This is a genomic window from Polaromonas sp. C04 (assembly GCF_002002705.1).
In the GTDB taxonomy this organism is placed as follows: Bacteria; Pseudomonadota; Gammaproteobacteria; order Burkholderiales; family Burkholderiaceae_C; genus Rhodoferax_A.
Map to the genome: position 1 here is coordinate 447,378 of NZ_MUNS01000041.1, position 25,576 is coordinate 472,953.

Sequence of the window (25,576 nt, forward strand, 5' to 3'; positions counted from 1 at the left end):
TGGGGTTTGTTATGAGTCTGAAGTGCGGCATTGTGGGCCTGCCCAACGTGGGGAAATCCACCCTGTTCAATGCCTTGACCAAGGCCGGCATCGCGGCCGAGAACTATCCTTTTTGCACCATCGAGCCGAACGTGGGCATCGTGGAGCTGCCGGACCCGCGGCTAAGCCAGCTGGCCGCGATCGTGCAGCCCGAGCGAATCGTGCCCGCCATCGTCGAATTTGTCGACATCGCCGGTCTGGTGGCCGGCGCCAGCAAGGGCGAGGGCCTGGGCAACCAGTTCCTGGCGCATATCCGCGAGACCGACGCCACCGTCAACGTGGTGCGCTGCTTCGAGGACGAGAACGTGATCCACGTCGCCGGCAAGGTGGACCCGATCTCCGACATCGAAATCATCCAGACCGAGCTGTGCCTGGCCGACCTGTCGTCGGTCGAGAAGGCGCTGCACCGCCACACCAAGACGGCGCGCTCGGGCGACAAGGAGGCGATCAAGCTGGTGGCCCTGCTGGAGCAGTGCCAGGCCGCGCTGAACCAGGGCCAGCCGGTGCGCACGCTGAACTTCAACAAGGAAGACCAGCCGCTGATCAAGCAGCTGTTCCTGATCACGGCCAAGCCCGCAATGTTCGTGGCCAACGTGGCCGAGGACGGTTTCGAGAACAACCCGTTCCTGGACCGGCTGCGCGAGTACGCGGCCAAGCAAAACGCGCCCGTGGTGGCGATCTGCGCCAAGATGGAAGCCGAAATGGCCGATATGGAGGAGGAGGACAAGCAGATGTTCCTGGCCGAACTCGGCCAGAGCGAACCGGGCCTGAATCGCCTGATCCGTGCGGCCTTCAAGCTGCTGGGCCTGCAAACCTACTTCACCGCGGGCGTCAAGGAAGTGCGCGCCTGGACCATCCACGTCGGCGACACCGGCCCGCAGGCGGCCGGCGTGATCCACACCGATTTTGAGCGCGGCTACATCCGCGCCCAGACCATTGCGTTCGACGACTTCATCGCCTACAAGGGCGAGCAGGGCGCGAAAGACGCGGGCAAGATGCGCTCGGAAGGCAAGGAGTACGTTGTCCGGGACGGCGACGTGATGAACTTCCTCTTCAGTTCCTGAGATTTACAGGAAATAGGACTGTAGCCCTTGATTGGCGTTGGCTGGTAGCTATGTATCTGGTAGGAATACCGGCACCCTTTCAAAACGTGAACCGCCCCGGGAACACCCAGACCAGCGCCGCCGTCATCGCGACGTAGCGCAGGAACTTGCCCACCGCCATCCAGCCCACACAGGGCCAGAACGGCAGCTTGAGCCAGCCGGCGACGGCGCACAGCGGGTCGCCGATGCCGGGCAGCCAGGACAGGAGGCAGGCGATGGGGCCGAGTTTTTCGAGCCAGTTCAGGGCCTTCAAATGCGTCGGCGAATGGCGGTATTTGTCCAGCACCTGGTGTGCGCCGTAACCCATCCACCAGTCGAGCGCGCCGCCCAGCGTGTTGCCCGCCGTGGCGACCGCAATGGTCGGCCAGTACAGCTCGGGGTTGAGCTTGATCAGTCCGAACACCACCGGCTCGGAGGCCAGCGGCAGCAGCGTGGCGGAAACGAACGACACCACGAAGACCGTGCTGAGGCCCAGTTGGGGCAGCGCCAGCAGCGTGAGCAGGTGTTGGATCCAGGCTTCCATGGGTGCCACGAGTATAGGCAGACCGCAGGGTGGAAATTCCGGGCGCAATTTCAATTGCTGAAATTTTGGGCGACTACAATGACAGACCCCGCCCTCCGCCCCTTTTTTCAGCAACGCGTTTGCGCCTTCACCGCCCCATGAACATCGGTCCATTCACCCTGGCGAACAACCTGTTCGTCGCCCCGATGGCGGGCGTGACCGACCGGCCGTTTCGCCAGCTCTGCAAGCGGCTCGGCGCCGGCTATGCGGTGAGCGAGATGGTGACCTCGCGCCGCGATTTGTGGAACACGCTGAAGACCTCGCGCCGCGCCAACCACGAGGGCGAGCCGGGACCGATCGCCGTGCAGATTGCCGGCACCGACGCGCCCATGATGGCCGAGGCCGCGGCCTACAACATCGACCGTGGCGCACAGATCATCGACATCAACATGGGCTGCCCGGCCAAGAAGGTCTGCAACAAATGGGCCGGCTCGGCGCTGATGCAGGACGAGGCGCTGGCGCTGTCCATCGTGCAGGCCGTGGTGGCCGTGTGCGCACCGCGCCGTGTGCCGGTCACGCTCAAGATGCGCACCGGCTGGTGCCAGTCGCACAAGAACGCCGTCGTGCTGGCGCGCGCGGCGCAAGATGCCGGCGTGCAGATGGTCACGGTGCATGGCCGCACGCGCGAGCAGGGTTACAAGGGGCGCGCCGAGTACGACACGATTCGCCAGGTCAAGGCCGCGCTGCGCATTCCGGTGGTGGCCAACGGCGACATCGCCACGCCCGAGCAGGCGCGGGACGTGCTGCGCGAGACCGGGGCCGACGCCGTGATGATCGGCCGCGCGGCGCAGGGCCAGCCCTGGATCTTTCGCGAGATCGCGCATTTTCTGGCGACCGGCGAGCATCTGGCGCCGCCGCTGGTGGCCGAGGTGCGGCGCCTGCTGCTGGACCATTTGCAGGACCACTACGCGCTGTACGGCGAGTTCAGCGGCGTGCGCACCGCGCGCAAGCACATCGGCTGGTACGTGCGCGCCCTGCCGGGCGGCGAAGCGTTTCGCGCACGCATGAACCGGCTGGAAAACTGCCAGGCGCAAAGCGCCGCGGTAGCCGATTTTTTTGACGAACTGGGTGCCGGCAGCGACCGGCTGCCGCGCGGCCTGGCCCGCGCACCCACGGACCTGGGCGAAGAACAAGAGCAACGAGGGGAACAAGGGTATGAGCAAGAAGCACATTGAAGAGTGTGTGCGCGCCAGTCTGGAAGGCTACTTCAGGGACTTGCGCGGCACCGAGCCGGGCGGCATGTACGAGATGATGGTCAAGGTGGTGGAGCGCCCGCTGCTCGAAGTGGTGATGAACCAGGCCGACCACAACCAATCCAGGGCCGCCGAATGGCTGGGCCTGAACCGCAACACGCTGCGCAAGAAGCTGGTTGAACATAAGTTATTGAAATGAACGCACTGATCTCTGTCTCCGACAAAACCGGCATCGTTGAATTCGCGCAGGCCCTGCATGCGCTGGGCATCAAGCTGATCTCCACCGGCGGCACCGCCAAACTGCTGGCGGAGCAGGATCTGCCGGTGACCGAGGTGGCGGCGCTGACCGGCTTTCCCGAGATGCTGGACGGGCGCGTCAAGACGCTGCACCCGAACGTGCATGGCGCCCTGCTGGCGCGGCGCGACGTGCCCGCGCACATGGCGGCGCTCGCACAGCACGGCATCGACACCATCGACCTGCTGGTGGTCAACCTGTACCCGTTCGAGGCGACGGTGGCCCAACCCGGCTGCACGCTGGAGGATGCGATCGAGAACATCGACATCGGCGGGCCCGCCATGGTGCGCTCGGGCGCGAAGAACTGGAAGGATGTGGCGGTGCTGACCGACGCCTCGCAGTACACCGGCGTGCTGGACGAACTCAAGGCCGGCGGCACGGTCAGCGACAAGACCAAGTTTGCGTTGTCTGTCGCGGCCTTCAATCGCATCAGCTGCTACGACGGTGCGATTTCTGACTACCTTTCGAGCATCCGGGGCGACGGCAGCCGCGCGCTGTTTCCGGGCCAGGCGAATGGCCGCTTCATCAAGCTGCAGGACCTGCGCTACGGCGAGAACCCGCACCAGCAGGCCGCGTTCTACCGCGACCTGTACCCGGCGCCGGGCTCGCTGGTGACGGCGCAGCAGCTGCAGGGCAAGGAGCTGTCGTACAACAACATCGCCGACGCCGATGCCGCGTGGGAATGCGTCAAGAGTTTCGAGACACCGGCCTGCGTCATCGTCAAGCACGCCAACCCGTGCGGCGTGGCGCTCGGCGCCGATGCGCTGCAGGCTTACAGCCGCGCGTTCCAGACCGACCCGACCTCGGCCTTCGGCGGCATCATTGCCCTGAACCGGCCGGTCGATGCCGCGGCTGCGCAGGCGATCAGCCAGCAGTTCGTCGAAGTGCTGATGGCCCCGGGCTACACGCCCGAGGCTTTGGCCGTGTTCAAGTCCAAGGTCAATGTGCGGATCCTGCAGATTGCGCTGCCGCCCCACGCCGGCCCGGGCAAGAGCGGCGCGGGCAAAACCGACTGGGACAACGGCCGCAACGCCATGGACGTCAAGCGCATCGGCTCCGGCTTGTTGATGCAGACCGCCGACAACCATGAACTGACGCTGGCCGATCTCAAGGTGGTGAGCCAGAAGCAGCCGACGCCGCAGCAGCTGCAGGACCTGCTGTTCGCCTGGAAGGTGGCGAAGTACGTCAAGTCAAACGCCATCGTGTTCTGCAAGGACGGCATGACCCTGGGCGTCGGCGCGGGCCAGATGAGCCGGCTCGACTCGGCGCGCATCGCCAGCATCAAGGCGCAGCATGCGGGCCTGTCGTTAGAGGGAACGGCGGTCGCGAGCGACGCCTTCTTCCCGTTCCGCGATGGGCTCGATGTGGTGGTGGACGCCGGCGCGAGCTGCGTGATCCAGCCCGGCGGCTCGATGCGCGACTCCGAGGTGATCGCGGCCGCCGACGAGCGTGGCGTGGCCATGGTGTTCAGCGGCGTGCGCCACTTCCGCCACTGACATTCAAGAGAAAAGTGCCTGCAGCCCATGAGGGGCAATCACTGCATGCTGCTATTTTGATAGCAATCTGAAAACGCCGCAGGCCACGCCATGCGTCCCGGCGATGGCTTGCACACTGCCGGCGCCGCGGTTGCGGGCGGCCGATTTTCATCGAAAAAATCGATCATGGCATAACGAAATTTAGCGTTTGTCGCGCCCCGCCGCGCGCTCGATACTGCGCCCCATCTGCACCGTGCGACCCGGCACACGCAGCCAACCGCAGGAGAGCCATGTGAGCGTTCTTGATCCTTCCCCATCGGCCGCGGCCGAACGTCCCGTGTTCGCCAGCGCGCGCGAGGCGCGCCAGGCGATCCGCACCGGCCGCTGGCGCGAGCACACCAGCGGCCTGGCGCCGGCCAACGTCCAGGGCAACGTGGTGATCCTGCCGGCGGCGCTGGCGTCCGACTTCCTTCGCTTTTGCCAGCGCAACCCCAAGCCGTGCCCGCTGCTGGCCGTGTCCGAGCCGGGCGATCCGATGCTGCCGACCCTGGGCGCCGACATCGACATCCGCAGCGACGTGCCGCGCTACCGCGTCTGGCGGGACGGCGAACTGGCCGACGAGCCGGGCGACATCGGCGCGCTCTGGCAGGGCGACCTGGTGAGCTTCGTGCTCGGCTGTTCGTTTTCCTTCGAGCACGCGCTGATCGAGGCCGGCATCGAGCTGCGCCATGTGCGCCAGGGCCGGAACGTGGCGATGTACCGCACCAATATCCCCACCACGCCGGCCGGCCCGTTCCATGGTCCGATGGTGGTGTCGATGCGTCCCATGAAGGCCGCGGATGCGATCCGCGCGGTGCAGGTCACGGCGCGCGTGCCGGCCGTGCATGGCGCGCCGGTGCACCTGGGCGACCCGGCCTTGATCGGCATCGCCGACATCGCCCGCCCCGATTTCGGCGACCCGGTCGAGATCAAAGCCGATGAGCTGCCGGTGTTCTGGGCCTGCGGCGTGACGCCGCAGGCCGTGGTGATGGCGGCGCGGCCCGCGTTCTGCATCACGCACGCACCGGGCTACATGCTGATCACGGACCGGCTCAACAGCGACCTGCCGTTCGCCTGAGCCGGCGGCCCCCTTCACGCCAGATTACATCTACAACAGGAGACAAACCATGTGGCTACAGGAAACCAGCAAGGCCGAGCGCAAGACCCTGGTCGCGGCGTTCGCCGGCTACGGCGTCGATGCGTTCGACTACATGATCTACACCTTCATGATTCCCACGCTGATCGCGCTGTGGGGCATGACCAAGGCCGAGGCCGGCTACATCGCCACCGGTGCGCTGATCACCTCGGCGATCGGCGGCTGGCTCGCCGGCATCCTGGCCGACAGGTACGGCCGCGTGCGCATCCTGCAGCTGACCGTGCTGTGGTTTACCGTGTTCACCTTTCTGAGCGGCTTCACGACCTCGCCCGAACAGCTGCTGGTCACGCGCGCGCTGCAGGGCCTGGGCTTTGGCGGTGAATGGTCGGTCGGCTCGGTGCTGATCGCCGAGATGATCCGGGCGCGCCATCGCGGCAAGGCGGTCGGCCTGGTGCAAAGCAGCTGGGCGGTGGGCTGGGGCGTGGCGGCGATCGCATTCTGGGCCGCGTATTCGCTGTTCGCGCCCGAGATGGCCTGGCGTGTGCTGTTCTGGCTCGGCATCCTGCCAGCGCTCCTGATTCTCTACATCCGGCGCCAGATCAAGGACCCCGAGGTCTATCACGCCACGCGCGCGCAGATGAAGAAGGACGGCGAGAGCAGCAACTTCCTTGAAATCTTCTCGCCCGCGCTGTTGCGCACGACGGTGTTCGCGAGCCTGCTGGCCACCGGCATGCAGGGCGCCTACTACGCCGTGACGACCTGGCTGCCGACCTTTCTGAAGACGGAACGCCATCTGTCGGTGCTGAACACCAGCGGCTACCTGCTGGTGCTGATCGCCGGCTCGTTCGCCGGCTACCTGACCAGCGCCTGGCTGTCCGACCGTCTCGGCCGGCGCCAGTGCTTCATCCTGTTCGCGATCAGTGCCGGCGCGCTGGTCGTGGGCTACACGCTGGTTCCGGTGACCGACGCGCTGATGCTGGTGCTGGGCTTTCCGCTGGGCTTCTTCCTGTCGGGGATTTTCTCGGGCATGGGGGCCTACCTGAGCGAGCTGTTCCCGAGCCGGGTGCGCGGCTCGGGCCAGGGCTTTTGCTACAACTTCGGGCGCGCGGTGGGCTCGGTCTGTCCCGCGCTGGTGGGCTACCTGAGCACGTCGATTCCGCTTGGCACGGCGATCGGCTACCTCGCGGGCGCGGGCTACCTGCTGGTCGTGATTGCCGCCCTGGCGCTGCCTGAAACGCAGGGGATGGAACTGAGCGCCGGCGACGAAGCGCTGGCCGCCAAGGCATGAGCGCTGCTGTCCGGCCAGCGCTGCCCGAGGCGCGCCTGCTGCCGCTCGGCGACGCCGCGCTCACGGTGGAGTTCGGCAGCGCGATAGCGCCTCAGATCCACGCCCGGGTGCTCGGCTTCGCCAGTGCGCTGGAAGCGCTCGCCGCGAGCGGGCGCATCGACGGCGTGATCGAATGGGTGCCGACCTTCCGCTCGGTCACGGTGTATTTCGATCCCGACCGCATCGACGCCGACACCCTGGCCGCGGAACTGCAGGCGCTCGCGCGCACCAGCAGCAGTCTCACGGTGGCTGGCGCGCACTGGCGCATCCCGGTGTGCTTCGACCCCGAGTTCGCGCCCGATCTGGACGAGCTCGCCAGCGCCCGGGCGCTGCCCCGCGAGCGCGTGGTCGAGCTCATGACGCAGACCGTGTTCAGCGTTTACATGCTGGGCTTCCAGCCCGGCTTCAGTTACATGGGCGGCCTGCCCGAGGCACTGGAAATGCCGCGCCTGGCCTCGCCGCGCAAGCGTGTGCCGGCGGGCTCGGTCGCGGTGGCGCAGCGCATGTGCGCCGCCTATCCGTGGGACAGCCCCGGTGGCTGGCGGCTGCTCGGGCGCACGCCGGTGCCGCTGTTCGATGCGGCCGATGCCGAGCGGCCGGCGCTGCTGGCGCCCGGCGACCAGGTGCAGTGGCAGGCGGTCGATCGCGCAGCCTACGAGGCGCTGCAGGCGTGCTGCGCGGCCGGCACTTTCGAGCGCGCGAGCCTGCGCCTCGACGCAGCGCAGGGTGCGGAGGTGACCCGATGAGCGCGCAGCTTGAAGTGGTGGAGAGCGGGCTGGCCGTGGCGGTGCAGGATCGCGGCCGCTTCGGCTACCGGCGGCTCGGCGTGCCGGTGTCGGGCGCGCTCGATCCGGTGCTGCTGGCGGCGGCGAACGCGCTCGTGGGCAACGCGGCCGGCGCCGCGGCGCTGGAGATCCTGCTCACGGGTCCCGCGCTCAAGGTGCGCGCGGGCCGCGTGCGCTTCTCGATTGCGGGCGAGATAGTCGCCAGGCTGCAGAGCGCCCAGGGCAAGCTGCTGCCGGTGGAACCCTGGTGCACGGTCACGCTCGGGCCCGGCGACAGCATCCGGTTCGGCGCCGCCGCCGCGCCCAAAGCGGGCGGCCCGGGCATCGCCTATGTGGGCATCAGCGGCGGGGTCGAGGTGCCGGCCGTGCTGGCCAGTCGTTCGACCTACGCGCGCGCCGCGCTTGGCGGCGTGCGGGGACGCGCCATCGCCGCGGGCGACCTGCTGCCGTGCCGCAGCGTGGCGGGCGATGCGCCGCTCGAATTCCGTGGCGCCGGACCCCTCGTGCACCCCGAGGGACCGATCCGCGTCGTGCCCGGGCCGCAGGCCGACCATTTCACCGACGAGGCGCTGCAGGCCTTTTTCAGCCAGCCGTTCACGGTCACGCGCGACAGCGACCGCATGGGCATGCGGCTAGCGGGCCCGGTGCTGACCCACAGTGCGCTCGGCGCCGACATTGCCTCCGACGGCGTCACGCCGGGAGCGATCCAGGTGCCGGCGAACGGTCAGCCCATCATCCTGATGGCCGATTGCCAGACCGTGGGCGGCTACCCGAAGATCGCGACCGTGATCCGCGCCGATCTGCCGCGGCTGGCCCACGCCCGGCCCGGCGCGCAGTTGCGCTTTGCGCGCGTGAACCTGTTGGAGGCCGCGGCCGCGCGCGCGGCGCAGGCGCAGCAGCTGGCGCTCTGGGTCGGCCGCATCGCGGGCTTTCGGCCGGCCGGCGTCATCGATGATGCCGCGCTGTACGGCGGTAACCTGGTCAGCGGCATGATTCGCGCCGATGCGTAGCATGGAGCCGCCGCCTTACTTTTCGGGAGTCACCACCATGTCGAACATCATCAACCTCAACGCCGACCTCGGCGAGAGCTTCGGCGCCTGGACCATGGGCTCGGACCGCGAGATCCTGCAGTCGGTCGGCTCGGCCAACGTGGCCTGCGGCTTTCATGCGGGTGACCCGCTGGTGATGCGCAACACGCTGCGGCTGGCCAGGGCGGCCGGGGTCAGCGTCGGCGCGCATCCCTCGTTCCCCGACCTGCAGGGCTTCGGGCGCCGGCGCATGCAGATCGAGCCGGCCGAGCTGGAGGCGCTGCTGATCTACCAGATCGCCGCACTCGACGGCATGGCGCGTACCGAAGGTATGCGCGTCGGCCACGTCAAGGCGCACGGCGCGCTCAGCAACATGGCCTGTGCCGACCTGGCGCTGGCGCGCACCGTGGCCGGCGCGGTCAAGGCCTACGACCCGGCACTGATCCTGCTCGCGCCCGCGCTGTCGTGCCTGTGCACCGCAGGGCGCGAGGCCGGGCTTGCGGTGGTGGAGGAAATCTTCGCCGACCGCGCCTACCTGGACGATGGGCAACTGGTGCCGCGCAGCCGCGCCGACGCGATGATCCACGGCGCCGCGCGCTCGCTGGCGCACGTCGAGGCCATGCTGGACGCGCAGGCGCTGATCTCGGTCAGCGGCAAGCGCCTGCCGACGGCCATCGGCAGCATCTGCGTGCACGGCGACGGCCCCGAAGCCGTCGCCACCGCGGCCTATCTGCGCGCCGAACTCGCTCGCAAGGGTTACCAGCTGCGGCCGCTCGGCGCACTCGCGGCGTAATACCGCGATGGTGTGCGAGGGTTATCGATCGCTACAAATAATATAGCTGACAGCGTACGGAGCGAAAGGGCTTCGGCTCGATTTGATTCAAAACAGCCAGCGGCGCACCAGGCCGCGGCCCGATAACCATCAGGCTACTGCGCCCGCACAAACGCCAGCGCTTCGTGCAACGCCTTCGAGAGCCCCGGCGCCACCGGGCCGCTCCAGTAGCTTGCCACCATCGGCAGCGGCGCCAGCGCGGCGTCGCAGCGCAGGATCGCGATCCGGTTGCGCGACTGCAGCTGTTCTGCTGCGGCGCGCGGCAGCGTGGCGATGCCGAAGCCGCTCTCGGCCAGCCGCACCAGCGCCGAGATCGACGACACCGTGTGCACGCGCTTGTCTGCTGCGCCGAGCGAGCGCAGCAGATCGAGCAGCGCGACGTGCGGCGCCGAGCCGCGCTGGAAGGTCATCAGGTCACGCGCCAGCAGCTCGTCGACGCTCAGCGGTCTTTTTCGCGCCATGCCCAGGGGGCCGACGAACACCATCTCGAGCGGCGCCAGCACCTCGTTGGCAATCTGTTCACCAAGCGCGGGCAGCGCGGCGAACGCCAGGTCCAGGCTGCCGCGGCGCAGCTGCTCGACCAGCACCGGCGTGGTCTCGATGGTGAGCTCCAGTTCGAGCTGCGGATTCGATTTTTTGAGCTGATCGACCATCGGGATCAGCCAGGTGTGCAGCGCGGTCTCGATGCCGCCGATGCGCAGCGACAGCGGCAACTGCTCCGGGCTGCCCAGCTCGGTCTTCATTTCTCGCTGCAGCGCCAGCAGGCGCTCGGCGTACTGCAGGAAGCGCGCGCCCGCAGGGGTCAGCTTGAAGCCGCGTTCACGCCGGTCCAGCAGCGTGATCCCGAGTTCCTGCTCCAGCGCGGCCACACGGTTCGACACCGCCGACTGCGTCAGGCACAGCTTTTCGGCGCCGCGCGTGATGCTCTTGAGCCGCGCGACCCAGACGAAGGCTTCGACGAAGCGCAGGTTCATGGCGCCGCTCTCATTCTCCGAAAATCAAGCAGAAAGTGCCCGTAGCCTTTGGGGGGTGGGCACTGTGCGCTGCTATTTTGATAGCGACCTGAACACGTCGTGGGCCACGCTAACCGTCTCGGCAATATCCTGCTCGCTGTGCGCGGCGCTGACAAAGCCGGCCTCGTAAAGGGCCGGCGCGATGTAGATGCCGCGATCGAGCAGGCCATGGAACAGGCGGTTGAAGCGCGCGCCGTCGCTCTTCATAACCTGCGTGTAGTTCTGCGGCAGGGCATCCAGCAGGAAGAAGCCGAACATGCCGCCCTCGCTGTCGGCGCTGAAGGCCACGCCCGTGTCGCGCGCGGCGCCGGTGAGGCTGTCGACCAGCGCGCGTGTCTTGCGCGACAGGTCTTCAAAAAAGCCCGGCCTGGCGATCTCCCGGAGCGTGGCCAGGCCGCAGGCGGTGGCCACCGGGTTGCCCGACAGCGTGCCGGCCTGGTACACCGGGCCGAGCGGGGCCAGCTGTTCCATGACGGCGCGCGAACCGCCAAATGCGGCCAGCGGCATGCCGCCGCCGATCACCTTGCCCAGCACCGTCATGTCCGGCGCGAACCCCGGGATACTTTGCGCATAGACGCTTTGCGCGCTGCCCAGCGCGACGCGGCAGCCGGTCATCACCTCGTCGAATATCAGCAGGGCGCCGTACTGGCTGCACAGTTCGCGGCAGCGCTGCATGAACGGCACCGAGGCGCGCACGAAATTCATGTTGCCCGCAATCGGCTCGATGATCAGGCAGGCCAGCTCGCGGCCGTGCAGCGCGAACGCTTCCTCCAGCTGGTTGACGTTGTTGTACTCCAGCACCAGCGTGTCCCGCACCACCTCGGGCGGCACGCCCGCGCTGGTCGGGTTGCCGAAGGTGGCCAGGCCCGAGCCGGCCTTGACCAGGAGCGCGTCGGCATGGCCGTGGTAGCAGCCCTCGAACTTGATGAACTTGCTGCGGCCGGTGGCGCCGCGCGCCAAGCGGATCGCGCTCATGCCGGCTTCGGTCCCCGAGCTGACCAGGCGCAGCATCTCGATGGAGGGCACGAGGCGGATGATGGCTTCGGCCAGCTCGACCTCGCGCTCGGTCGGTGCGCCGAACGAGAAGCCTTCCAGCAGCGCCTTTTGCACCGCCTCCAGCACCGCCGGGTGGCCATGGCCCAGGATCATCGGGCCCCAGGAGCCGATGTAGTCGATGTAGCGCTGGCCGTTGGCATCCCAAAAATGGGCGCCTTGCGCGCGCTGCACAAAACGCGGCGTGCCGCCCACGGCCTTGAAGGCGCGCACCGGCGAGTTCACGCCGCCGGGGATGAAGCGTTTGGCGCGCTCGAACAGCGCTTCGTTGTGATCAGTGTTTGGTTTCATGGGGAGGCATGGCAAAGCCTTGCAAATCGCCGGTTTCGGCTTCGGTCACATCATCGGCATCGGCCTCGGGCTGGGCCCAGAACAGGCGGTCCGGCAGCACATTGCCCATGCCGGGGCGAAAGCCGCCATCGAGGCAGCGGTCCAGATAGCTCAGCGCCTCGCTGGTCGCCGCCGCCAGGTCGCTGCCGCTGGCAATCAGGGCCGCGAGCGCGGCGGCCAGCGTGTCGCCCGCGCCGCAGAAAGTGGCCTCGAAACGCTCGAACTTCTCGCCGCCGAGCACGGCCTGCGGCGAGGCCAGCACATTGTCGATGAACTGCTCGGGCAAGGGGATGCCGGTGACCAGTGTGTACGTGACGCCCATCGCCGCCGCCGCCCTGGCAATATCGCGCGCGCCGGGGCTTTCGTCGCCGCTCCAGTCCGGCAACAGCCAGCGCCACAGCGTGCTGTGGTTTCCAACCAACACGGTGGTCTGCGGCAAAAGCAGCTCACGAAAGGCATCGAGGTACAGGTCGATCTGTCCCTCGTCCCACCACGACAGGTTGGGCATATAGGCCACAAGTGGTACATCGGCGTAGTCCGAAGCGATTTCGGCGATGGCGCTGAGGTTCTCGGGGCTGCCCACAAAACCGACCTTGATCACCTGCACCTGGATGTCTTCGAGGATGGTTCGGGCCTGCTCGGTCACGGCTTCCTCGTCGAAGGCGATGTGCTCGAAAATCTCGGCCGTGTCTCGTATATAGGCGCCTGTCACGACGGGCAAGGCATGTGCGCCGACCGACGCGATGGCGCTCACATCGGCCGCCAGGCCGCCCGCGCCGCTGGGATCGCTGGCGTTGAACACCAGCACGCAGGCCGGGCTCGAATCTTCGTCCTCGTCAGCGAGGGTGGTTGGGGATAAATCCTGGGGTTTGTGGTTTGTCATAGGCCAAGTCTCGACAAATATCGGCTGATGGTGCTAACTTGGTCACATGAAGCCTAGATACAATTGTTGCATTCTATTCGAAGGCCCCTTAAGCTGTGACTGACTTTAAAACGTGGATGTGTTTGATTTGCGGATGGATTTATGACGAAGCGGCCGGAGATCCCGACCATGACGTTGCGCCCGGGACCGTCTGGGCACAGGTTCCCATGAACTGGACCTGCCCCGAGTGTGGCGCGCGCAAGGAAGACTTCGAAATGGTCCAGATATAAAACATATCGCGCGCAAGGCCTATCGGCCAAGGTCGTTGAAGAAATAATTCGGGAGCAGCTGCCAATGATCACGACTGGATCGGGTTTCAAAGTTCTGGTAATCGATGACAGCAACACCATTCGGCGCAGCGCCGAAATCTTTCTCAAGCAGGGTGGCCACGACGTGGTACTGGCAGAGGATGGTTTCGATGCACTGGCCAAGGTCAACGACCATCAACCCCAACTGATTTTCTGTGACATCCTGATGCCGCGGCTCGACGGCTACCAGACCTGCGCCATCATCAAGCGTAACGCCAGGTTTGCCGGCGTTCCGGTGGTCATGCTGTCGTCCAAGGATGGCGTCTTCGACAAGGCGCGCGGCCGCATGGTGGGCTCGCAGGACTATCTGACCAAACCATTTACCAAAGACCAGCTGCTGCAAGCCGTGCAACAGTTTGGCGAAGCCCGTTCAGGAGTGATTGATGCCGGTTCATAAAGTGTTGGTGGTGGACGATTCCAAAACCGAGTTGATGGTGTTGACCGAGATGCTGGAAAAAAATGGCATGTCCGTGAAAACCGCCGAGAACGCCGAGGAGGCCTTTCGCCGGCTCGCCCAGGAAAAGCCGGACCTGATTTTGATGGATGTCGTGATGCCCGGGAAAAACGGATTCCAGGTGACGCGCGCGATCTCGCGTGATCCGCAGTACGCGGATGTGCCCATCATCATGTGCACCAGCAAAACCCAGGAAACCGATCGGGTCTGGGGCATGCGCCAGGGCGCACGGGACTACATCACCAAGCCGGTGGATGCCAGCGAGTTGATGGCCAAGATCAAAGCCTTGAGCTGACGCACATCACCCGCATGGCCAATCGCGAAGCCCTCCGACAATTTCAGAGCCATTTGGCGAGCCGCTTGAGCGCGGCCCGGACCACGGGCGTCGCCGCCTCCTGGCTGGCGGTGGAAGCGGCCAATGTGAAGTATCTTTTTCCATTGAGTCAGTCGGGGGAGATCTTCCCCTGGGCCAATACCCAGCCTGTACCTTACACCCAGCGCTGGTTTCTCGGCGTTGCCAATTTGCGCGGCGGCCTTTACGGCGTGATTGACCTGGGCAGTTTTGTCGCTGGCACGGTGCCCGCCTCCCGCGCGGAACCGGTCCGTGATCAGGCGCGGCTGGTGGCCCTGAATTCGGTGCTCGACGTCAATTGCGCGTTGCTGATTGACCGCCTTGTTGGCCTTCGCAGCATGGATTCATTTATTGATTCTGCGCCTGCCCCCGACACAGCGCCCGGCTATTTCGGCAGCGGGTACACCGACGCCGATGGCGCGCACTGGCAGGAAATCAACCTGCAGTCGCTCTCGCAACAACCCCGATTCCTGAGCATCAGCGCTTGAATGTCTTCGCAAGGTCGCACTACCATGTCCCTCGTCAATCAAATTGAAAAACCGTTCCAGGCCAGCGCTTCGGCAGTGATCGACGTCACCATGGCGGGTAGCGTGGACATGAGGGCGGACCGGGCCGAAGCCGTGGCGTCGGAACACGCTCATTCCGAAGACTTCAGCGACAGCCGCATGCCGCCCGGGGACGCGGAACAGGAGTCTTCGGACGCAGGGCTGCTCAGCATTCCCTTGCTGGGGACTCGCACTGCGGCGCAGCACCAGCGGATTCTTGCGATATTGCTGGGCTTGGCCTTGGTGGTGCTGGCGCTGGTCACTTTCTTCGCACTGAACCAGGCCGACAGGGTGGCCCAGCAGGTGGCGGCCACCGGCCAGTCACTGATGCAGTCGCAGCGCCTGGCCAAGTCGGTGTCACAGGCGCTGGTGGGCAGCGCGCCGGCATTTCCGGATGTGAAGGAAAGCGCCGATGTGCTGGCCAAAACGGTGCGCGGGCTCAAGAGCGGCAGCGACTCGATGCGGCTGACCGCGGTGAGCGAGGCCGACGCATCCGAGCTTGACAAAATTACTCCCTTGATGGAGCGCGCCGAGAAGAACGCCAAGATCGTGCTGGGCCAGCAAAAGATTCTGACCCAGGTCGGCAGCGCGCTGCGGACCATCAATCGGCAGTCTTCCGATCTGCTGGAAATCGCCGAGACGGTTTCATCGCTCAAGCTGCAGCAAAATGCGCCCTCGACGGAAATTTCCGCCGCCGGCCAGCTGGTGATGCTGACCCAGCGCATTGGCAAATCCGCCAATGAGTTCCTGACTACCGAAGGGGTGAGCCCCGAGGCGGTGTTTCTGCTCGGCAAGGATTTGAATTCCTTCAAGGAAATTTCACAGGGCCTGCTCGATGGCAGCCCGGAGCTGCGCCTGACGCCAGCGAAGGACCCGCAGACCCGTGAGCAGCTCGCGGCCCTGATGAAGCTGTACGAGCAGACGCGCACCGAGGCCGGCGCCATTCTTGGCAATTTGCAGGGGTTGGTGGCGGCGCGTGAGGCGCAAGCGGCCATCATCTCCGACAGCGAGCCCCTGCGGCGCGATCTGGAAGGCCTGCAGAGCCAGCTTTCGTCCCGCAGCGGGCTCAGTTCGGGCTCCCTGGTGGCACTCATTTTGTCTGCACTTTTCGCTTTGGCCTGTGCGGCCGGGCTGGCTTACGTTCAGCTGCAGGACAGTCGTCAGCGCCAGGGGCTGGCCGACCAGCAACGGCTTGAAGCCGAGCGCCAGGAGCAGGAGGCCAAGCGCATCAACGATGCCAACCAGGCGGCGATTTTGCGGCTCATGAACGAATTGCAAACCGTGGCGGAAGGCGACCTGACCCAGGAAGCCACCGTGACGGAGGACATCACCGGGGCCATCGCCGATTCCGTCAACTACACCGTGGAGGAGTTGCGTTTGCTGGTGGGCAACGTGCAGACCACGGCGTCGCGTGTCGCCCAGACCACCGCCCAGGTGGAGAACACTTCCACCGAATTGCTGGCGACTTCCGGCGAGCAGTTGCGCGAGATTCATGCGGCCGGCCAGTCCGTGCTGGACATGGCCGGCCGGATTAACCAGGTGTCTTCGCAGGCGCAGGAGTCGGCCTCGGTGGCCCGGCAGTCCTTGCAGGCGGCCGAGTCGGGTCTGATGGCCGTGCAAAACGCCATCGGGGGCATGAACTCGATCCGCGACCAGATCCAGGAAACCTCCAAACGGATCAAGCGGCTGGGTGAGTCCTCGCAGGAGATTGGCGAAATCACGGAGCTGATCTCCGACATTACCGAGCAGACCAACGTGCTGGCCCTGAATGCTGCCATTCAGGCGGCCTCGGCGGGCGATGCCGGTCGCGGCTTCTCGGTGGTGGCAGAAGAAGTGCAGCGCCTGGCGGAGCGTTCCGCCGACGCGACACGCCAGATCTCCGCACTGGTCAAGGCCATTCAGACCGATACGCAGGATGCGGTCGCCGCGATGGAGCGTTCCACCCACGGTGTGGTCGAGGGCGCCAAGCTGTCCGACAACGCCGGCACGGCGCTGTCGGAAATTGACCGTGTGTCGCGCAGGCTGGCGGAGCTGATCGAGCAGATCTCGCATGCGGCGTCGCAGGAGGCAGCGTCCGCCAACGTGGTGGCGGGCAACATCCAGCATATTTTCGCGGTGACGGAGCAGACCGGTGAAGGCACGCGCTCGACGGCACAGCAGGTCCGTGAGCTGTCCCGCATGGCCGAGGAACTGCGCCAGTCCGTGTCCCGATTCAAGATCAGCTGATTTCTGCCCTTCACGTATCCGTTATTGCCCGAGTGGATCCCTCCATGCAGTTCAACCAAGCCGGTTCCGCAGCCCTCGCCACCGATCCCGACCAGGCGGCCCACGATCTCGGGCCGCTGGCGTGGGTGCTGGACGAGATTCGCAAGTCGCTGGATGGCGCCACCCGATCCCTCAAGCGATTTGCACGGGAGGCCGAAACCGCCAGAGGATCGAATCTCGCCGACATCGATACCGGCCAATTGCGCATTGCACGCCAGCAACTTCATCAATCCGTGGGTGCGATGGAGATGGTGGGCCTGGGGGCGCCGGCCCATGTGCTGCGCGCCATGGAGGCCGCCGTACAAAGGTTCTTCCAGCATCCGGAGTTGTGCACCGACGAGGCAGCCACCAAGGTCGAGCGTGCCGGCTTCGCACTGACCGAGTATCTGCAAGCGGTCTTGAGCGGCAGGCCGGTATCGTCCGTGGCCCTGTTTCCCCAGTACCGGGACGTGCAGTTGCTGGCCGGCGGCGATCGCGTGCATCCGGCCGACCTGTGGCCGATGCAGTGGCACTGGACGGACCCCGTTCTGGCGCCCGGCCAGCCGGCGCGCCACTACGACGCGGTGGCCCGCAGCGAGGTCGATGAAGCGGTACTGAAGATCATGCGGAGCGGCGACGTGGCGGCCGCACAGGGTTTGCGCGACCTCAGCCTGAGCCTTGCCGCCGCGCAAACGGCGCCGCAGCCGGCGTCTTTCTGGAAAATTTGCGCTGCGTACTTCGAAGCCCTGGCGGCAAAGCTGGTTCCGGTCGATATCTATGTCAAGCGGGCCGCTTCGCGCATCCTGCTGCAGTACTCCACGCTCGCGCGCGGTGATCAGGGTGTGTCGGACCGGCTGGCGCAGGACCTGCTCTTTTTCTGTGCGCAGGCCGTGCCGACCCGTCCGGATGAGGCGCCGGCGCTGTCGGCCGTTCGTCTGGCCTATGGATTGGCGCATTTCGAGCCGGTCGACTATGAGGTGCGTCGGTTTGGCCGCTATGACCCGGCGTTGCTGGGCCAGGCCCGCAAGCGTATTGAGACGGCCAAGGAGAGCTGGTCGGCGTTGTCCGGCGGCGATGTCAGCAAACTCAGGAATGTGGCCGACCACTTCAATCTGGTGAGCGAGTTGCTGGTCAGGCTGCACCCGGTCAGCGAGTCGATGGCGCAGGCCCTGGTAAACACCGTCGACGCCACGGTTCGTTCCGGCAGACCCCCGGCCACCGAGCTGGCGATGGAGGTGGCCACCTCCATCCTGTATCTCGAGGCGGCCTTTGAAGATATGGAGCTCGGCGAACAGGAACTGGGCGCCCGGACGGCCCGGTTGGGCGACCGGCTCGAGCGCGTGCGCAATGGCGGACAGCCCGAGCCGCTGGAGCCGTGGATGGAGGAGCTGTATCGCCGCGTCAGCGACCGCCAGACCATGGGGACCGTGGTCGGTGAACTGCGCACGGCATTGTCCGAAATCGAGAGGGCACTCGACCAGTTCTTCCGCGACCCGCGCGACAAAACGGTGCTGCGGGACGTGCCCGGCCAGTTTGCGCAAATGCGCGGCGTGCTTTCGGTTCTGGGCCTGGAGCAGGCGTCGCTCGCGGTGCTGCGCATGCGTGACAGCACGGAGCAGATGCTGGTCACCGATATCGACAAGGCACACGTCCACGCCGCAGGAACCTTCGACAAGCTGGGCAACAATCTGGGCGCGCTCGGCTTCCTGATCGACATGCTGAGTTACCAGCCGGCGCTGGCCAAGAAGCTGTTTGTCTACGACGACATAGGGGGTGAGCTCAAGCCCCTGATGGGGCGCGCCGCGCCGCCGGCCGCGGTGGCGCCGGCCGCGGCGTCCGCCCCCGTCAGCGCCGACTTGCTGTCGCAGGAGTTGCGCTTGGTCGTGAGCGGTGCGGGTCCGGACCTCGCGCAGGCGGGCCTGACGGCCAAACTCGATGCGCTGGCGGCCCGCGCCGCACTGGCCGAGCAGCCGGGTCTGGCCAGGTCGGCACGCAATGCGTCAGCTGCGATGTCGGCACAGGATGGCAGCGCTGCCGCGGATGCCATGGCGCAGCTGGCTGCGGCCGCGAGCCCGGCACCGGCAATGGACGCGCCCGCCGTGGCGCAGCCCGATATCGAAGAGGACGATCTGCGCGGCATCTTCCTGGACGAGGCGCGCGAGGTCCTGCAAAGCGGTCTGGCAGCAGTGGGGTCGCTGGCCGAGGACACCCACGACCAGAGCCGGCAAACAACGCTGCGCCGCGCCTTCCATACCCTCAAAGGCAGTTCGCGGATGGTCGGATTGCATGAATTCGGCGAAGCCGCCTGGGCAATGGAGCAGTTGTTCAACACCCGGCTGGCCGATCACACACCCGTCGACGCTGCACTGCAGGATTTGTCCCAGGACGTGCTGCTGGGTTTTGGCCGCTGGGTGGAAGCGATCGCCACCCAGCACGACACCGCCTGGCGGGCCGCAACTTTTGTCACCGCCGCAGATGCGCTGCGAACCGAAAATCGGCACCTCGCACTGGTGCTGCCTGGCGATGCGGCGGCTGCGGCCACCCCGCAGCAGGCGGCAGTCCCCGAGCTGGTGGCGCCCGAGGTGGATCCAGATGTCGAGAACACGCAGTCTGCGCAAGAAGCCGCCGGGAGCCTGCCTGCCGAATCGACACGCGCACCGCTGACAGATTTTGGCGAGATTGACTTTGCCGGCCTCATGTCGGTCTCCGAGGCGACGCTGCCCGCGCCACTGGCGGGAGAGGCTGTCCCGTTCGATCTGGACAGCCTGTTCTCCACCGAGCCCTATCGGGAGACCCAGCCACCCGCAACAACCGCTGTGCCGGAGCCCGACGAGTGGGTCGCTTTCGCGACCGCTTTGGAAGCTGGGCTGCCCGCGGTGCCCGCGCATGAACCGGCGTTGACGGGTGCGCCTGCCGAGCCCGAATCGGCCCGGCCGGAACCACCTTTGGGGTCGGAGCCTGAGAGTCCGGCGGGCGCGGCCAGCGACGAGCCGGTCAAGGTGATTGGTCCGCTACGCATCGGTATCCCGCTGTTCAACGTTTATCTGAACGAAGCCGACGAGTGGTCGCGCCGGCTGGTCACCGAGTTGGCCGAGTGGGCCATGGAATTGCACCAGCCGCTCCCCGATTCCACCGTCGCGCTGGCGCATTCGCTGGCGGGCAGCTCTGCCGCCGTCGGTTTCCATGCGCTGTCGGAGCTCGCGCGTGGCCTGGAACATGCGCTGTTGCACGTGCAGTTGCAGACGCGCGGAACGCCCTGGCAGGGCAAAGTCTTCAACGACGCCGCCGATGACATCCGGCGCTTGCTGCATCAGTTCGCCGCCGGTTTCCTGAAGGATCCCAATGAGGAGGTGTTGTTGGCGCTCAGCGGTGTTCTGGCTGCGGAGCCGCCGGCCGAGGCCGCCGTTCAGGACACTGCGCAAGAAGAGACGCCAGCGCAGGATGCCGCGCCCCTCACCAATGTGGTTGAGCTGGGTCGCCTGGCCCCGGTGCCGATGCGATTTTCGGCGCCCCCGCAAACACCTGCCGAAACCCGCACGATCACGCAGGAGCGGCACGACGATATCGACGCGGTCGACGCCGTAGACCGCGATTTGTTCCCGATCTTTGAAGAAGAAGCGGCGGAACTGCTGCCCCAGTTGGGCGGAGCCTTGCGCCAGTGGTCGGCCCGCCCCGCCAATCAGGGTGCGCGCAGCGAAGTGCTGCGCACCCTGCACACGCTCAAGGGCAGCGCGCGGCTGGCCGGTGCGCTGCGGCTGGGCGAAATGGCCCACCTGCTGGAGTCCGACATCGAGCATCTCGGCACGGACGAACTGCAAACGCAGCAACTGGAGCCGCTGCTGGCGCGTTTTGATGCGATGCAGGGTATTTTTGACCACTTGCGGCAGGCGCAGGCCATGGCCGAGCCCGCGCACCTGTTGCCATTGGCAACAACCCTGCAGGAGGCGGCGCCGCCGGCCACGCCAGCCGCCGCGACTGCCGTCGAATCCGGTACGGCGGCAGCGCCGCCAAAGCGCGGCGTGATTGCCTTGCCGGCCAGCAACGTGCTGGCGCCGCTGCGCCAGGCCTCGAATCACGCCGTGCGGGTGCGCTCCCAGTTGCTGGACCGGCTCGTGAACCAGGCCGGCGAGGTCATGATCACGCGCACGCGGCTGGAGTCCGAGATCGGCCAGTTGCGCGCCTCCCTGGGCGACCTCACAGGCAACCTGGACCGCTTGCGCCAGCAGTTGCGCGACATCGAGTTGCAGGCAGAAACGCAGATGCAGTCGCGTCTGGCCCAGGCCAAGGATTCGCAGCAGACCTTCGACCCACTGGAATTCGACCGCTTTACCCGGGTGCAGGAACTGACCCGCATGATGGCCGAATCGGTGAACGACGTCGCTACCGTGCAGCGCAGCCTGCAGCGCACGGTCGAGGCCACCGAAGATGATTTGAATGCCCAGGCGCGCCAGACCCGCGAGCTGCAGCGCGACCTGCTGCGCACGCGCATGGTGGAGTTCGAGGGCATTTCGGACCGCCTGTACCGTGTGGTGCGGCAGGCTTCCAAGGAAACGGGCCGGCAGGTCAAGCTCGACATCATGGGCGGCTCCATCGAGATGGATCGCGGCGTGCTGGACCGCATGACCCCCGCGTTTGAACACCTGCTGCGCAATTGCGTCGCGCACGGCATCGAAGACGCCGAGGTGCGCACCCGGCTCGGCAAGGATCCTGTGGGCACCATCACGATTGGCCTGCATCAGGCCGGCAACGATGTCTCGGTCGAATTTCGCGACGATGGCGCCGGGCTGGATGTTGCCGGCATTCGCGAAAAAGCGCTGGCACAGGGCCTGATTTCGGCGCACCAGGCGCTGTCGGATGCAGAGGCCGCCGATTTCATTTTCATGCCGGGTTTTTCCACGGCGGCCCAGGTGAACGAGCTGGCCGGGCGCGGTATCGGCATGGATGTCGTGCGTGCCGAAGTCAACGCACTGGGCGGGCGCATCGAGACCACGACCGAGGCGGGCAAGGGCGCCGGCTTCAAGCTGGTATTGCCTTTGACCACGGCGGTCACCCAGGTGGTCATGCTGCGCACGGGCAGCCAGTTGATCGGCGTGCCTTCCAACCTGGTGGAAATTGTGCGCCGTGCCACCGCCAGAGAATTGCAGCAGGCCTACAACAGCGGCACGTTCGATTTTGGCGGGGAGTCGATCCCGTTTTTCTGGTCGGGCGCGCTATTGCAGACCTCCGGCAGAAGCAGCGAAACCCAGGGCAAGACACTGCCGGTCCTGGTGCTGCGCAGCGCGGCGCAGCGTGTGGCGCTGCACGTCGATGAAGTGCTGGGCAACCAGGAGGTGGTGGTGAAAAACCTTGGGCCGCAGCTGTCCCGCTTGCCCGGGCTGGCCGGCATGACTGTACTGGCCTCGGGTGCGGCGGTACTGATTTACAACCCGGTAGCGCTGGCCTCGGTGTATGGCGAGCAGGCCCGGTCGATGAGCGCCGACCAGGCGCAGCCCGACATTCTGGAGCACGCGGGCTCGGGTGCTGCGGGAGGGGCCGCTGCGCTCGCGTTGCCACCCCAAGTCCCCTTGATCCTGGTGGTCGACGATTCCATCACGGTGCGCCGTGTGACGCAGCGCCTGCTGCAGCGCGAAGGCTATCGGGTGGCGCTGGCCGTGGACGGTTTGCAGGCGCTGGAGCGGCTGGCCGAGGAGCGTCCGGCGCTCGTGCTGTCCGACATCGAAATGCCGCGCATGGATGGTTTCGATCTGGCGCGCAACATCCGGGGCGACCAGCACATGCACGATTTGCCGATCGTCATGATCACCTCGCGCATTGCCGAGAAACACCGCGAGCACGCCAAGCAACTGGGCGTCAACCACTACCTGGGCAAGCCCTATTCGGAAGAAGAGTTGCTGAGCCTGGTGCGGCGCTATTGCGCCACGGAAATTCCGGCCTGATCAGCGTGTAACACAGGCATATGGGAGGCTCTTCGCTATTTAATTGATAGCGACCGGGTGACCCTCGAATCGCGCGGTGAGCTGCGCGCACCTGCTGCACGGCCAGCCAGCCCCGGGCCTTTGCAGGAAGGGGCGGCGTCCTGACGGCGAGGGTAAAATTGGCGTCATGCCCGCGGACTCTGCCCCCATCAACCTGACGCATCACTTCCTGATCGCCATGCCGGGGTTGCGCGACGCGACATTTGCCAAAAGCGTCATTTACCTGTGCGAGCACAGCGAACGCGGCGCGCTTGGGCTGATCATCAACAAGCCCAGCGACCTCAACCTCAAAAACCTGTTCGACAAGGTCGAGTTGTCGCTGCAGCGCGACGACCTGGTCGAGGTGCCCGTGTTCCAGGGCGGACCGGTGCAGACCGAGCGCGGCTTTGTGCTGCACGAAACCATGCTGACGGGCGACGCCAGTTCCAGCGAGACCGCCTATGCCTCCACCATGTCGATTCCGGGGGGGCTGGAAATGACCACCTCGAAGGATGTGCTGGAGGCCTTGTCGACGGGCGCCGGGCCGCGCCGCGTGCTGGTTTCGCTGGGCTACTCGGCCTGGGGCGAGGGCCAGCTCGAATCGGAACTGGCCGAGAACAGCTGGCTCACGGTCGGGGCGGACACCGCCGTGATTTTCGATACCCCGGTGGAGCAGCGCTACGACCGGGCGCTGGCGCTGCTCGGCCTTGAGGCCTGGACGTTGTCGCCTCAGGCGGGGCACGCATGAGCTCGTTGGTCCGACCCGACGTACCTCCCCATCTGCAAACGTTTCTGGCTTTCGATTTTGGACTCAAGCGTACCGGCGTGGCCGTCGGCAACCGGCTGCTGCGCAGCGCACAGCCGCAGGCCACCATCAAGGCCGAAGGCGACGCACGTTTTGCGCTGGTACAGGCGCGCATCGAAGAGTGGCAACCCGATGCACTGGTGGTCGGCGTTCCCTTTCACCCGGATGGCGCCGCCCATGAGAACACCGCACGCGCGCGCAAGTTCGCGCGCCAGTTGCGGGGCCGCGTCAAGCTGCCGGTCTTTGAAGTGGATGAGCGCTACAGCACCACCGAAGCGCTGGCGGCCGGTGCCAAAGACGCCGACGCGGCGGCGGCCTGCATTATTCTGGAGCAATTTTTGAGGAGCATTCCATGAGCACTCTCGCGCTCAATGCCGAAGCGCTGTACCGCGAACTGCTGCGCGGCGTGGGTCATTTGTGCAATCCGCAAACCCGGCTCGTGGGCATCACCTCGGGCGGCGCCTGGCTGGCGCAGCGGCTGCAAAAAGACCTGAACTGGCCGCATGAGTCCGGTGTCATTTCGTCGGCCCTGCACCGCGACGATTTTGCGCAGCGCGGCCTGTCGTCGGGTGGACAGACGGTGCTGCCGTTCGATGTGAACGGGGCTGACATCATCGTGCTCGACGACGTGCTGTATACCGGCCGCACCATCCGCGCGGTCCTCAACGAACTTTTTGATTTCGGCCGCCCTGCCAGCGTCCGGCTCGCAGTGCTGGTGGACCGGGGCGGGCGCGAGTTGCCGATCCAGGCGGACTTTGCGGCCGCGCGGGTCACCCTGCCAGCCTCCCAGTCGCTGGCGCTGGCGCGCGACGAGGCCGGCGTATTCAGCTTTCATGTGGAGGACCACTGACCGTGCAGAACCAACGCAATCCGCAACTCAACAAGAACGGCGAGCTGGTCCATTTGCTGTCCATCGAGGGGCTTCCCAAAAGCACCCTGATGCATATTCTCGATACCGCGGCCAACTTCGTCAGCGTGAGCGACCGCGAGGTCAAGAAGGTCCCGCTGCTGCGCGGCAAGAGCGTGTTCAACCTGTTCTTCGAGAACTCCACGCGCACCCGCACCACCTTCGAGATCGCGGCCAAGCGCCTGTCCGCCGACGTCATCAACCTCGACATCGCGCGCTCCTCGGCGTCCAAGGGCGAGTCGCTGCTGGACACGATTGCCAACCTCAGCGCCATGGCGGCTGACATGTTCGTCGTGCGCCACAGCGAATCGGGTGCGCCGTACCTGATTGCCCAGCACGCGGCGCCGCATGTGCATGTGGTCAATGCGGGCGACGGGCGCCACTCGCATCCGACGCAGGGTCTGCTGGACATGTACACCATCCGGCACTTCAAAAAGGATTTTTCCAACCTCACGGTGGCCATCGTCGGCGACGTGCTGCACTCGCGCGTGGCGCGCTCCGACATTCATGCGCTGACCACGCTGGGCTGCGCCGAGGTGCGCGTGGTCGGCCCCAAGACGCTGGTGCCCGCGGACATGGCGCCCATGGGCGTGCGCGTGTGCCACACGCTGGAGGAAGGCATCCGCGGCTGCGATGTGATCATCATGCTGCGCCTGCAGAACGAACGCATGAGCGGCGCGCTGCTGCCCTCCAGCCAGGAGTTTTCCAAGAGTTACGGACTCACCACCGCCAAGCTGGAACTGGCCAAACCCGACGCCATCGTGATGCACCCCGGGCCCATCAACCGCGGCGTGGAGATCGACTCGGCCGTGGTGGATGGCCGGCAAAGCGTGATCCTGCCGCAGGTGACCTTTGGCATCGCGGTGCGCATGGCGGTGATGAGCATCGTGGCCGGCAACGAGGCATGAGCGATAA

General features: G+C 66.2%; 23 protein-coding genes. 19 read left to right on the forward strand and 4 right to left on the reverse strand.

Annotated features, from left to right (window positions below; genetic code table 11):
- The first annotated feature begins 11 nt into the window (after positions 1-11).
- Positions 12-1,103, forward strand: a complete 1,092-nt coding sequence (gene ychF / locus B0E49_RS18505; RefSeq protein WP_077564044.1) for a redox-regulated ATPase YchF — start codon at positions 12-14, stop codon at positions 1,101-1,103.
- A 79-nt stretch (positions 1,104-1,182) separates the two neighbouring features.
- Here ychF and B0E49_RS18510 read toward each other — a convergent pair whose 3' ends face one another.
- Positions 1,183-1,665: a YqaA family protein gene (locus tag B0E49_RS18510; RefSeq protein WP_077564045.1), complete on the reverse strand. Its 483-nt coding sequence runs from the start codon at positions 1,663-1,665 to the stop codon at positions 1,183-1,185.
- A 137-nt stretch (positions 1,666-1,802) separates the two neighbouring features.
- Here B0E49_RS18510 and dusB point away from each other — a divergent pair, with 137 nt between their 5' ends.
- The 8 genes from dusB (at position 1,803) to B0E49_RS18550 (ending at position 9,735) form a co-directional block, all read left to right on the forward strand.
- Positions 1,803-2,879 carry a tRNA dihydrouridine synthase DusB gene (gene dusB, locus B0E49_RS18515; protein ID WP_077564046.1) on the forward strand — a complete coding sequence of 359 codons (1,077 nt, stop codon included), beginning with the start codon at positions 1,803-1,805 and terminating at the stop codon, positions 2,877-2,879.
- Positions 2,860-3,096 carry a Fis family transcriptional regulator gene (locus B0E49_RS18520; protein ID WP_077564047.1) on the forward strand — a complete coding sequence of 79 codons (237 nt, stop codon included), beginning with the start codon at positions 2,860-2,862 and terminating at the stop codon, positions 3,094-3,096. Before dusB ends, B0E49_RS18520 begins: the two co-directional genes overlap by 20 nt.
- Entirely contained in the window at positions 3,087-4,688 is a 1,602-nt protein-coding gene (gene purH, locus B0E49_RS18525; protein WP_174571113.1) for a bifunctional phosphoribosylaminoimidazolecarboxamide formyltransferase/IMP cyclohydrolase, read from the forward strand. The genes B0E49_RS18520 and purH overlap by 10 nt, the downstream gene beginning before the upstream one ends.
- A 316-nt stretch (positions 4,689-5,004) precedes the next feature.
- Positions 5,005-5,784, forward strand: coding sequence for a putative hydro-lyase (locus B0E49_RS18530; RefSeq protein WP_286138135.1), 780 nt, complete (start codon positions 5,005-5,007; stop codon positions 5,782-5,784).
- A 49-nt stretch (positions 5,785-5,833) separates the two neighbouring features.
- Positions 5,834-7,090, forward strand: a complete 1,257-nt coding sequence (locus B0E49_RS18535; protein WP_077564049.1) for an MFS transporter — start codon at positions 5,834-5,836, stop codon at positions 7,088-7,090.
- The gene (gene pxpB / locus B0E49_RS18540; protein ID WP_077564050.1) at positions 7,087-7,875 is read left to right on the forward strand and encodes a 5-oxoprolinase subunit PxpB; all 789 of its coding nucleotides are present in this window, start codon (positions 7,087-7,089) and stop codon (positions 7,873-7,875) included. The genes B0E49_RS18535 and pxpB overlap by 4 nt, the downstream gene beginning before the upstream one ends.
- Positions 7,872-8,924 (forward strand): 5-oxoprolinase subunit C family protein, encoded by a 1,053-nt coding sequence (locus B0E49_RS18545; protein WP_077564051.1) that lies wholly within the window; start codon positions 7,872-7,874, stop codon positions 8,922-8,924. Before pxpB ends, B0E49_RS18545 begins: the two co-directional genes overlap by 4 nt.
- A gap of 37 nt (positions 8,925-8,961) precedes the next feature.
- Positions 8,962-9,735: a LamB/YcsF family protein gene (locus tag B0E49_RS18550; RefSeq protein ID WP_077564210.1), complete on the forward strand. Its 774-nt coding sequence runs from the start codon at positions 8,962-8,964 to the stop codon at positions 9,733-9,735.
- Positions 9,736-9,869: 134 nt separating this feature from the next.
- On the opposite strand, the gene B0E49_RS18555 is transcribed toward B0E49_RS18550, so the two are convergent.
- The 3 genes from B0E49_RS18555 to thiD form a co-directional block, all read right to left on the reverse strand.
- Positions 9,870-10,748 (reverse strand): LysR family transcriptional regulator, encoded by an 879-nt coding sequence (locus tag B0E49_RS18555; RefSeq protein ID WP_077564052.1) that lies wholly within the window; start codon positions 10,746-10,748, stop codon positions 9,870-9,872.
- Between the two features lie 72 nt (positions 10,749-10,820).
- Positions 10,821-12,131: a glutamate-1-semialdehyde 2,1-aminomutase gene (gene hemL, locus B0E49_RS18560; RefSeq protein WP_077564053.1), complete on the reverse strand. Its 1,311-nt coding sequence runs from the start codon at positions 12,129-12,131 to the stop codon at positions 10,821-10,823.
- On the reverse strand, positions 12,115-13,053 hold the full coding sequence (gene thiD / locus B0E49_RS18565) for a bifunctional hydroxymethylpyrimidine kinase/phosphomethylpyrimidine kinase (protein WP_077564054.1): 939 nt from the start codon (positions 13,051-13,053) through the stop codon (positions 12,115-12,117). The genes hemL and thiD overlap by 17 nt, the downstream gene beginning before the upstream one ends.
- Before the next feature lie 95 nt (positions 13,054-13,148).
- Here thiD and B0E49_RS18570 point away from each other — a divergent pair, with 95 nt between their 5' ends.
- From B0E49_RS18570 to B0E49_RS18615, 10 genes are all read left to right on the forward strand, one after another.
- Complete coding sequence (locus tag B0E49_RS18570) at positions 13,149-13,322, forward strand: rubredoxin (RefSeq protein ID WP_077564055.1); 174 nt, start codon at positions 13,149-13,151, stop codon at positions 13,320-13,322.
- Positions 13,323-13,386: 64 nt separating this feature from the next.
- The gene (locus B0E49_RS18575) at positions 13,387-13,797 is read left to right on the forward strand and encodes a response regulator (protein ID WP_077564056.1); all 411 of its coding nucleotides are present in this window, start codon (positions 13,387-13,389) and stop codon (positions 13,795-13,797) included.
- Positions 13,784-14,149, forward strand: a complete 366-nt coding sequence (locus B0E49_RS18580) for a response regulator (RefSeq protein WP_077564057.1) — start codon at positions 13,784-13,786, stop codon at positions 14,147-14,149. The genes B0E49_RS18575 and B0E49_RS18580 overlap by 14 nt, the downstream gene beginning before the upstream one ends.
- A 14-nt stretch (positions 14,150-14,163) precedes the next feature.
- Positions 14,164-14,694, forward strand: a complete 531-nt coding sequence (locus B0E49_RS18585; RefSeq protein ID WP_077564058.1) for a chemotaxis protein CheW — start codon at positions 14,164-14,166, stop codon at positions 14,692-14,694.
- A 24-nt stretch (positions 14,695-14,718) separates the two neighbouring features.
- Positions 14,719-16,977 (forward strand): methyl-accepting chemotaxis protein, encoded by a 2,259-nt coding sequence (locus B0E49_RS18590; protein WP_077564059.1) that lies wholly within the window; start codon positions 14,719-14,721, stop codon positions 16,975-16,977.
- Between the two features lie 44 nt (positions 16,978-17,021).
- The gene (locus B0E49_RS18595) at positions 17,022-22,931 is read left to right on the forward strand and encodes a hybrid sensor histidine kinase/response regulator (RefSeq protein ID WP_077564060.1); all 5,910 of its coding nucleotides are present in this window, start codon (positions 17,022-17,024) and stop codon (positions 22,929-22,931) included.
- A gap of 166 nt (positions 22,932-23,097) precedes the next feature.
- Positions 23,098-23,697, forward strand: coding sequence for a YqgE/AlgH family protein (locus B0E49_RS18600; RefSeq protein ID WP_077564061.1), 600 nt, complete (start codon positions 23,098-23,100; stop codon positions 23,695-23,697).
- On the forward strand, positions 23,694-24,110 hold the full coding sequence (gene ruvX / locus B0E49_RS18605) for a Holliday junction resolvase RuvX (RefSeq protein ID WP_077564062.1): 417 nt from the start codon (positions 23,694-23,696) through the stop codon (positions 24,108-24,110). The genes B0E49_RS18600 and ruvX overlap by 4 nt, the downstream gene beginning before the upstream one ends.
- On the forward strand, positions 24,107-24,604 hold the full coding sequence (gene pyrR, locus B0E49_RS18610) for a bifunctional pyr operon transcriptional regulator/uracil phosphoribosyltransferase PyrR (protein ID WP_077564063.1): 498 nt from the start codon (positions 24,107-24,109) through the stop codon (positions 24,602-24,604). The genes ruvX and pyrR overlap by 4 nt, the downstream gene beginning before the upstream one ends.
- Positions 24,577-25,569 (forward strand): aspartate carbamoyltransferase catalytic subunit, encoded by a 993-nt coding sequence (locus tag B0E49_RS18615; RefSeq protein WP_502688715.1) that lies wholly within the window; start codon positions 24,577-24,579, stop codon positions 25,567-25,569. The genes pyrR and B0E49_RS18615 overlap by 28 nt, the downstream gene beginning before the upstream one ends.
- The last annotated feature ends 7 nt before the right edge of the window (positions 25,570-25,576 follow it).

Coding starts and splice junctions, on each gene's coding strand:
- ychF (WP_077564044.1), top strand. CDS start 12: ATGAGTCTGAAGTGCGGCATTGTGGGCCTGCCCAACGTGGGGAAATCC.
- B0E49_RS18510 (WP_077564045.1), bottom strand. CDS start 1,665: ATGGAAGCCTGGATCCAACACCTGCTCACGCTGCTGGCGCTGCCCCAA.
- dusB (WP_077564046.1), top strand. CDS start 1,803: ATGAACATCGGTCCATTCACCCTGGCGAACAACCTGTTCGTCGCCCCG.
- B0E49_RS18520 (WP_077564047.1), top strand. CDS start 2,860: ATGAGCAAGAAGCACATTGAAGAGTGTGTGCGCGCCAGTCTGGAAGGC.
- B0E49_RS18535 (WP_077564049.1), top strand. CDS start 5,834: ATGTGGCTACAGGAAACCAGCAAGGCCGAGCGCAAGACCCTGGTCGCG.
- pxpB (WP_077564050.1), top strand. CDS start 7,087: ATGAGCGCTGCTGTCCGGCCAGCGCTGCCCGAGGCGCGCCTGCTGCCG.
- B0E49_RS18545 (WP_077564051.1), top strand. CDS start 7,872: ATGAGCGCGCAGCTTGAAGTGGTGGAGAGCGGGCTGGCCGTGGCGGTG.
- B0E49_RS18550 (WP_077564210.1), top strand. CDS start 8,962: ATGTCGAACATCATCAACCTCAACGCCGACCTCGGCGAGAGCTTCGGC.
- B0E49_RS18555 (WP_077564052.1), bottom strand. CDS start 10,748: ATGAACCTGCGCTTCGTCGAAGCCTTCGTCTGGGTCGCGCGGCTCAAG.
- hemL (WP_077564053.1), bottom strand. CDS start 12,131: ATGAAACCAAACACTGATCACAACGAAGCGCTGTTCGAGCGCGCCAAA.
- thiD (WP_077564054.1), bottom strand. CDS start 13,053: ATGACAAACCACAAACCCCAGGATTTATCCCCAACCACCCTCGCTGAC.
- B0E49_RS18575 (WP_077564056.1), top strand. CDS start 13,387: ATGATCACGACTGGATCGGGTTTCAAAGTTCTGGTAATCGATGACAGC.
- B0E49_RS18580 (WP_077564057.1), top strand. CDS start 13,784: ATGCCGGTTCATAAAGTGTTGGTGGTGGACGATTCCAAAACCGAGTTG.
- B0E49_RS18585 (WP_077564058.1), top strand. CDS start 14,164: ATGGCCAATCGCGAAGCCCTCCGACAATTTCAGAGCCATTTGGCGAGC.
- B0E49_RS18590 (WP_077564059.1), top strand. CDS start 14,719: ATGTCCCTCGTCAATCAAATTGAAAAACCGTTCCAGGCCAGCGCTTCG.
- B0E49_RS18595 (WP_077564060.1), top strand. CDS start 17,022: ATGCAGTTCAACCAAGCCGGTTCCGCAGCCCTCGCCACCGATCCCGAC.
- B0E49_RS18600 (WP_077564061.1), top strand. CDS start 23,098: ATGCCCGCGGACTCTGCCCCCATCAACCTGACGCATCACTTCCTGATC.
- ruvX (WP_077564062.1), top strand. CDS start 23,694: ATGAGCTCGTTGGTCCGACCCGACGTACCTCCCCATCTGCAAACGTTT.
- pyrR (WP_077564063.1), top strand. CDS start 24,107: ATGAGCACTCTCGCGCTCAATGCCGAAGCGCTGTACCGCGAACTGCTG.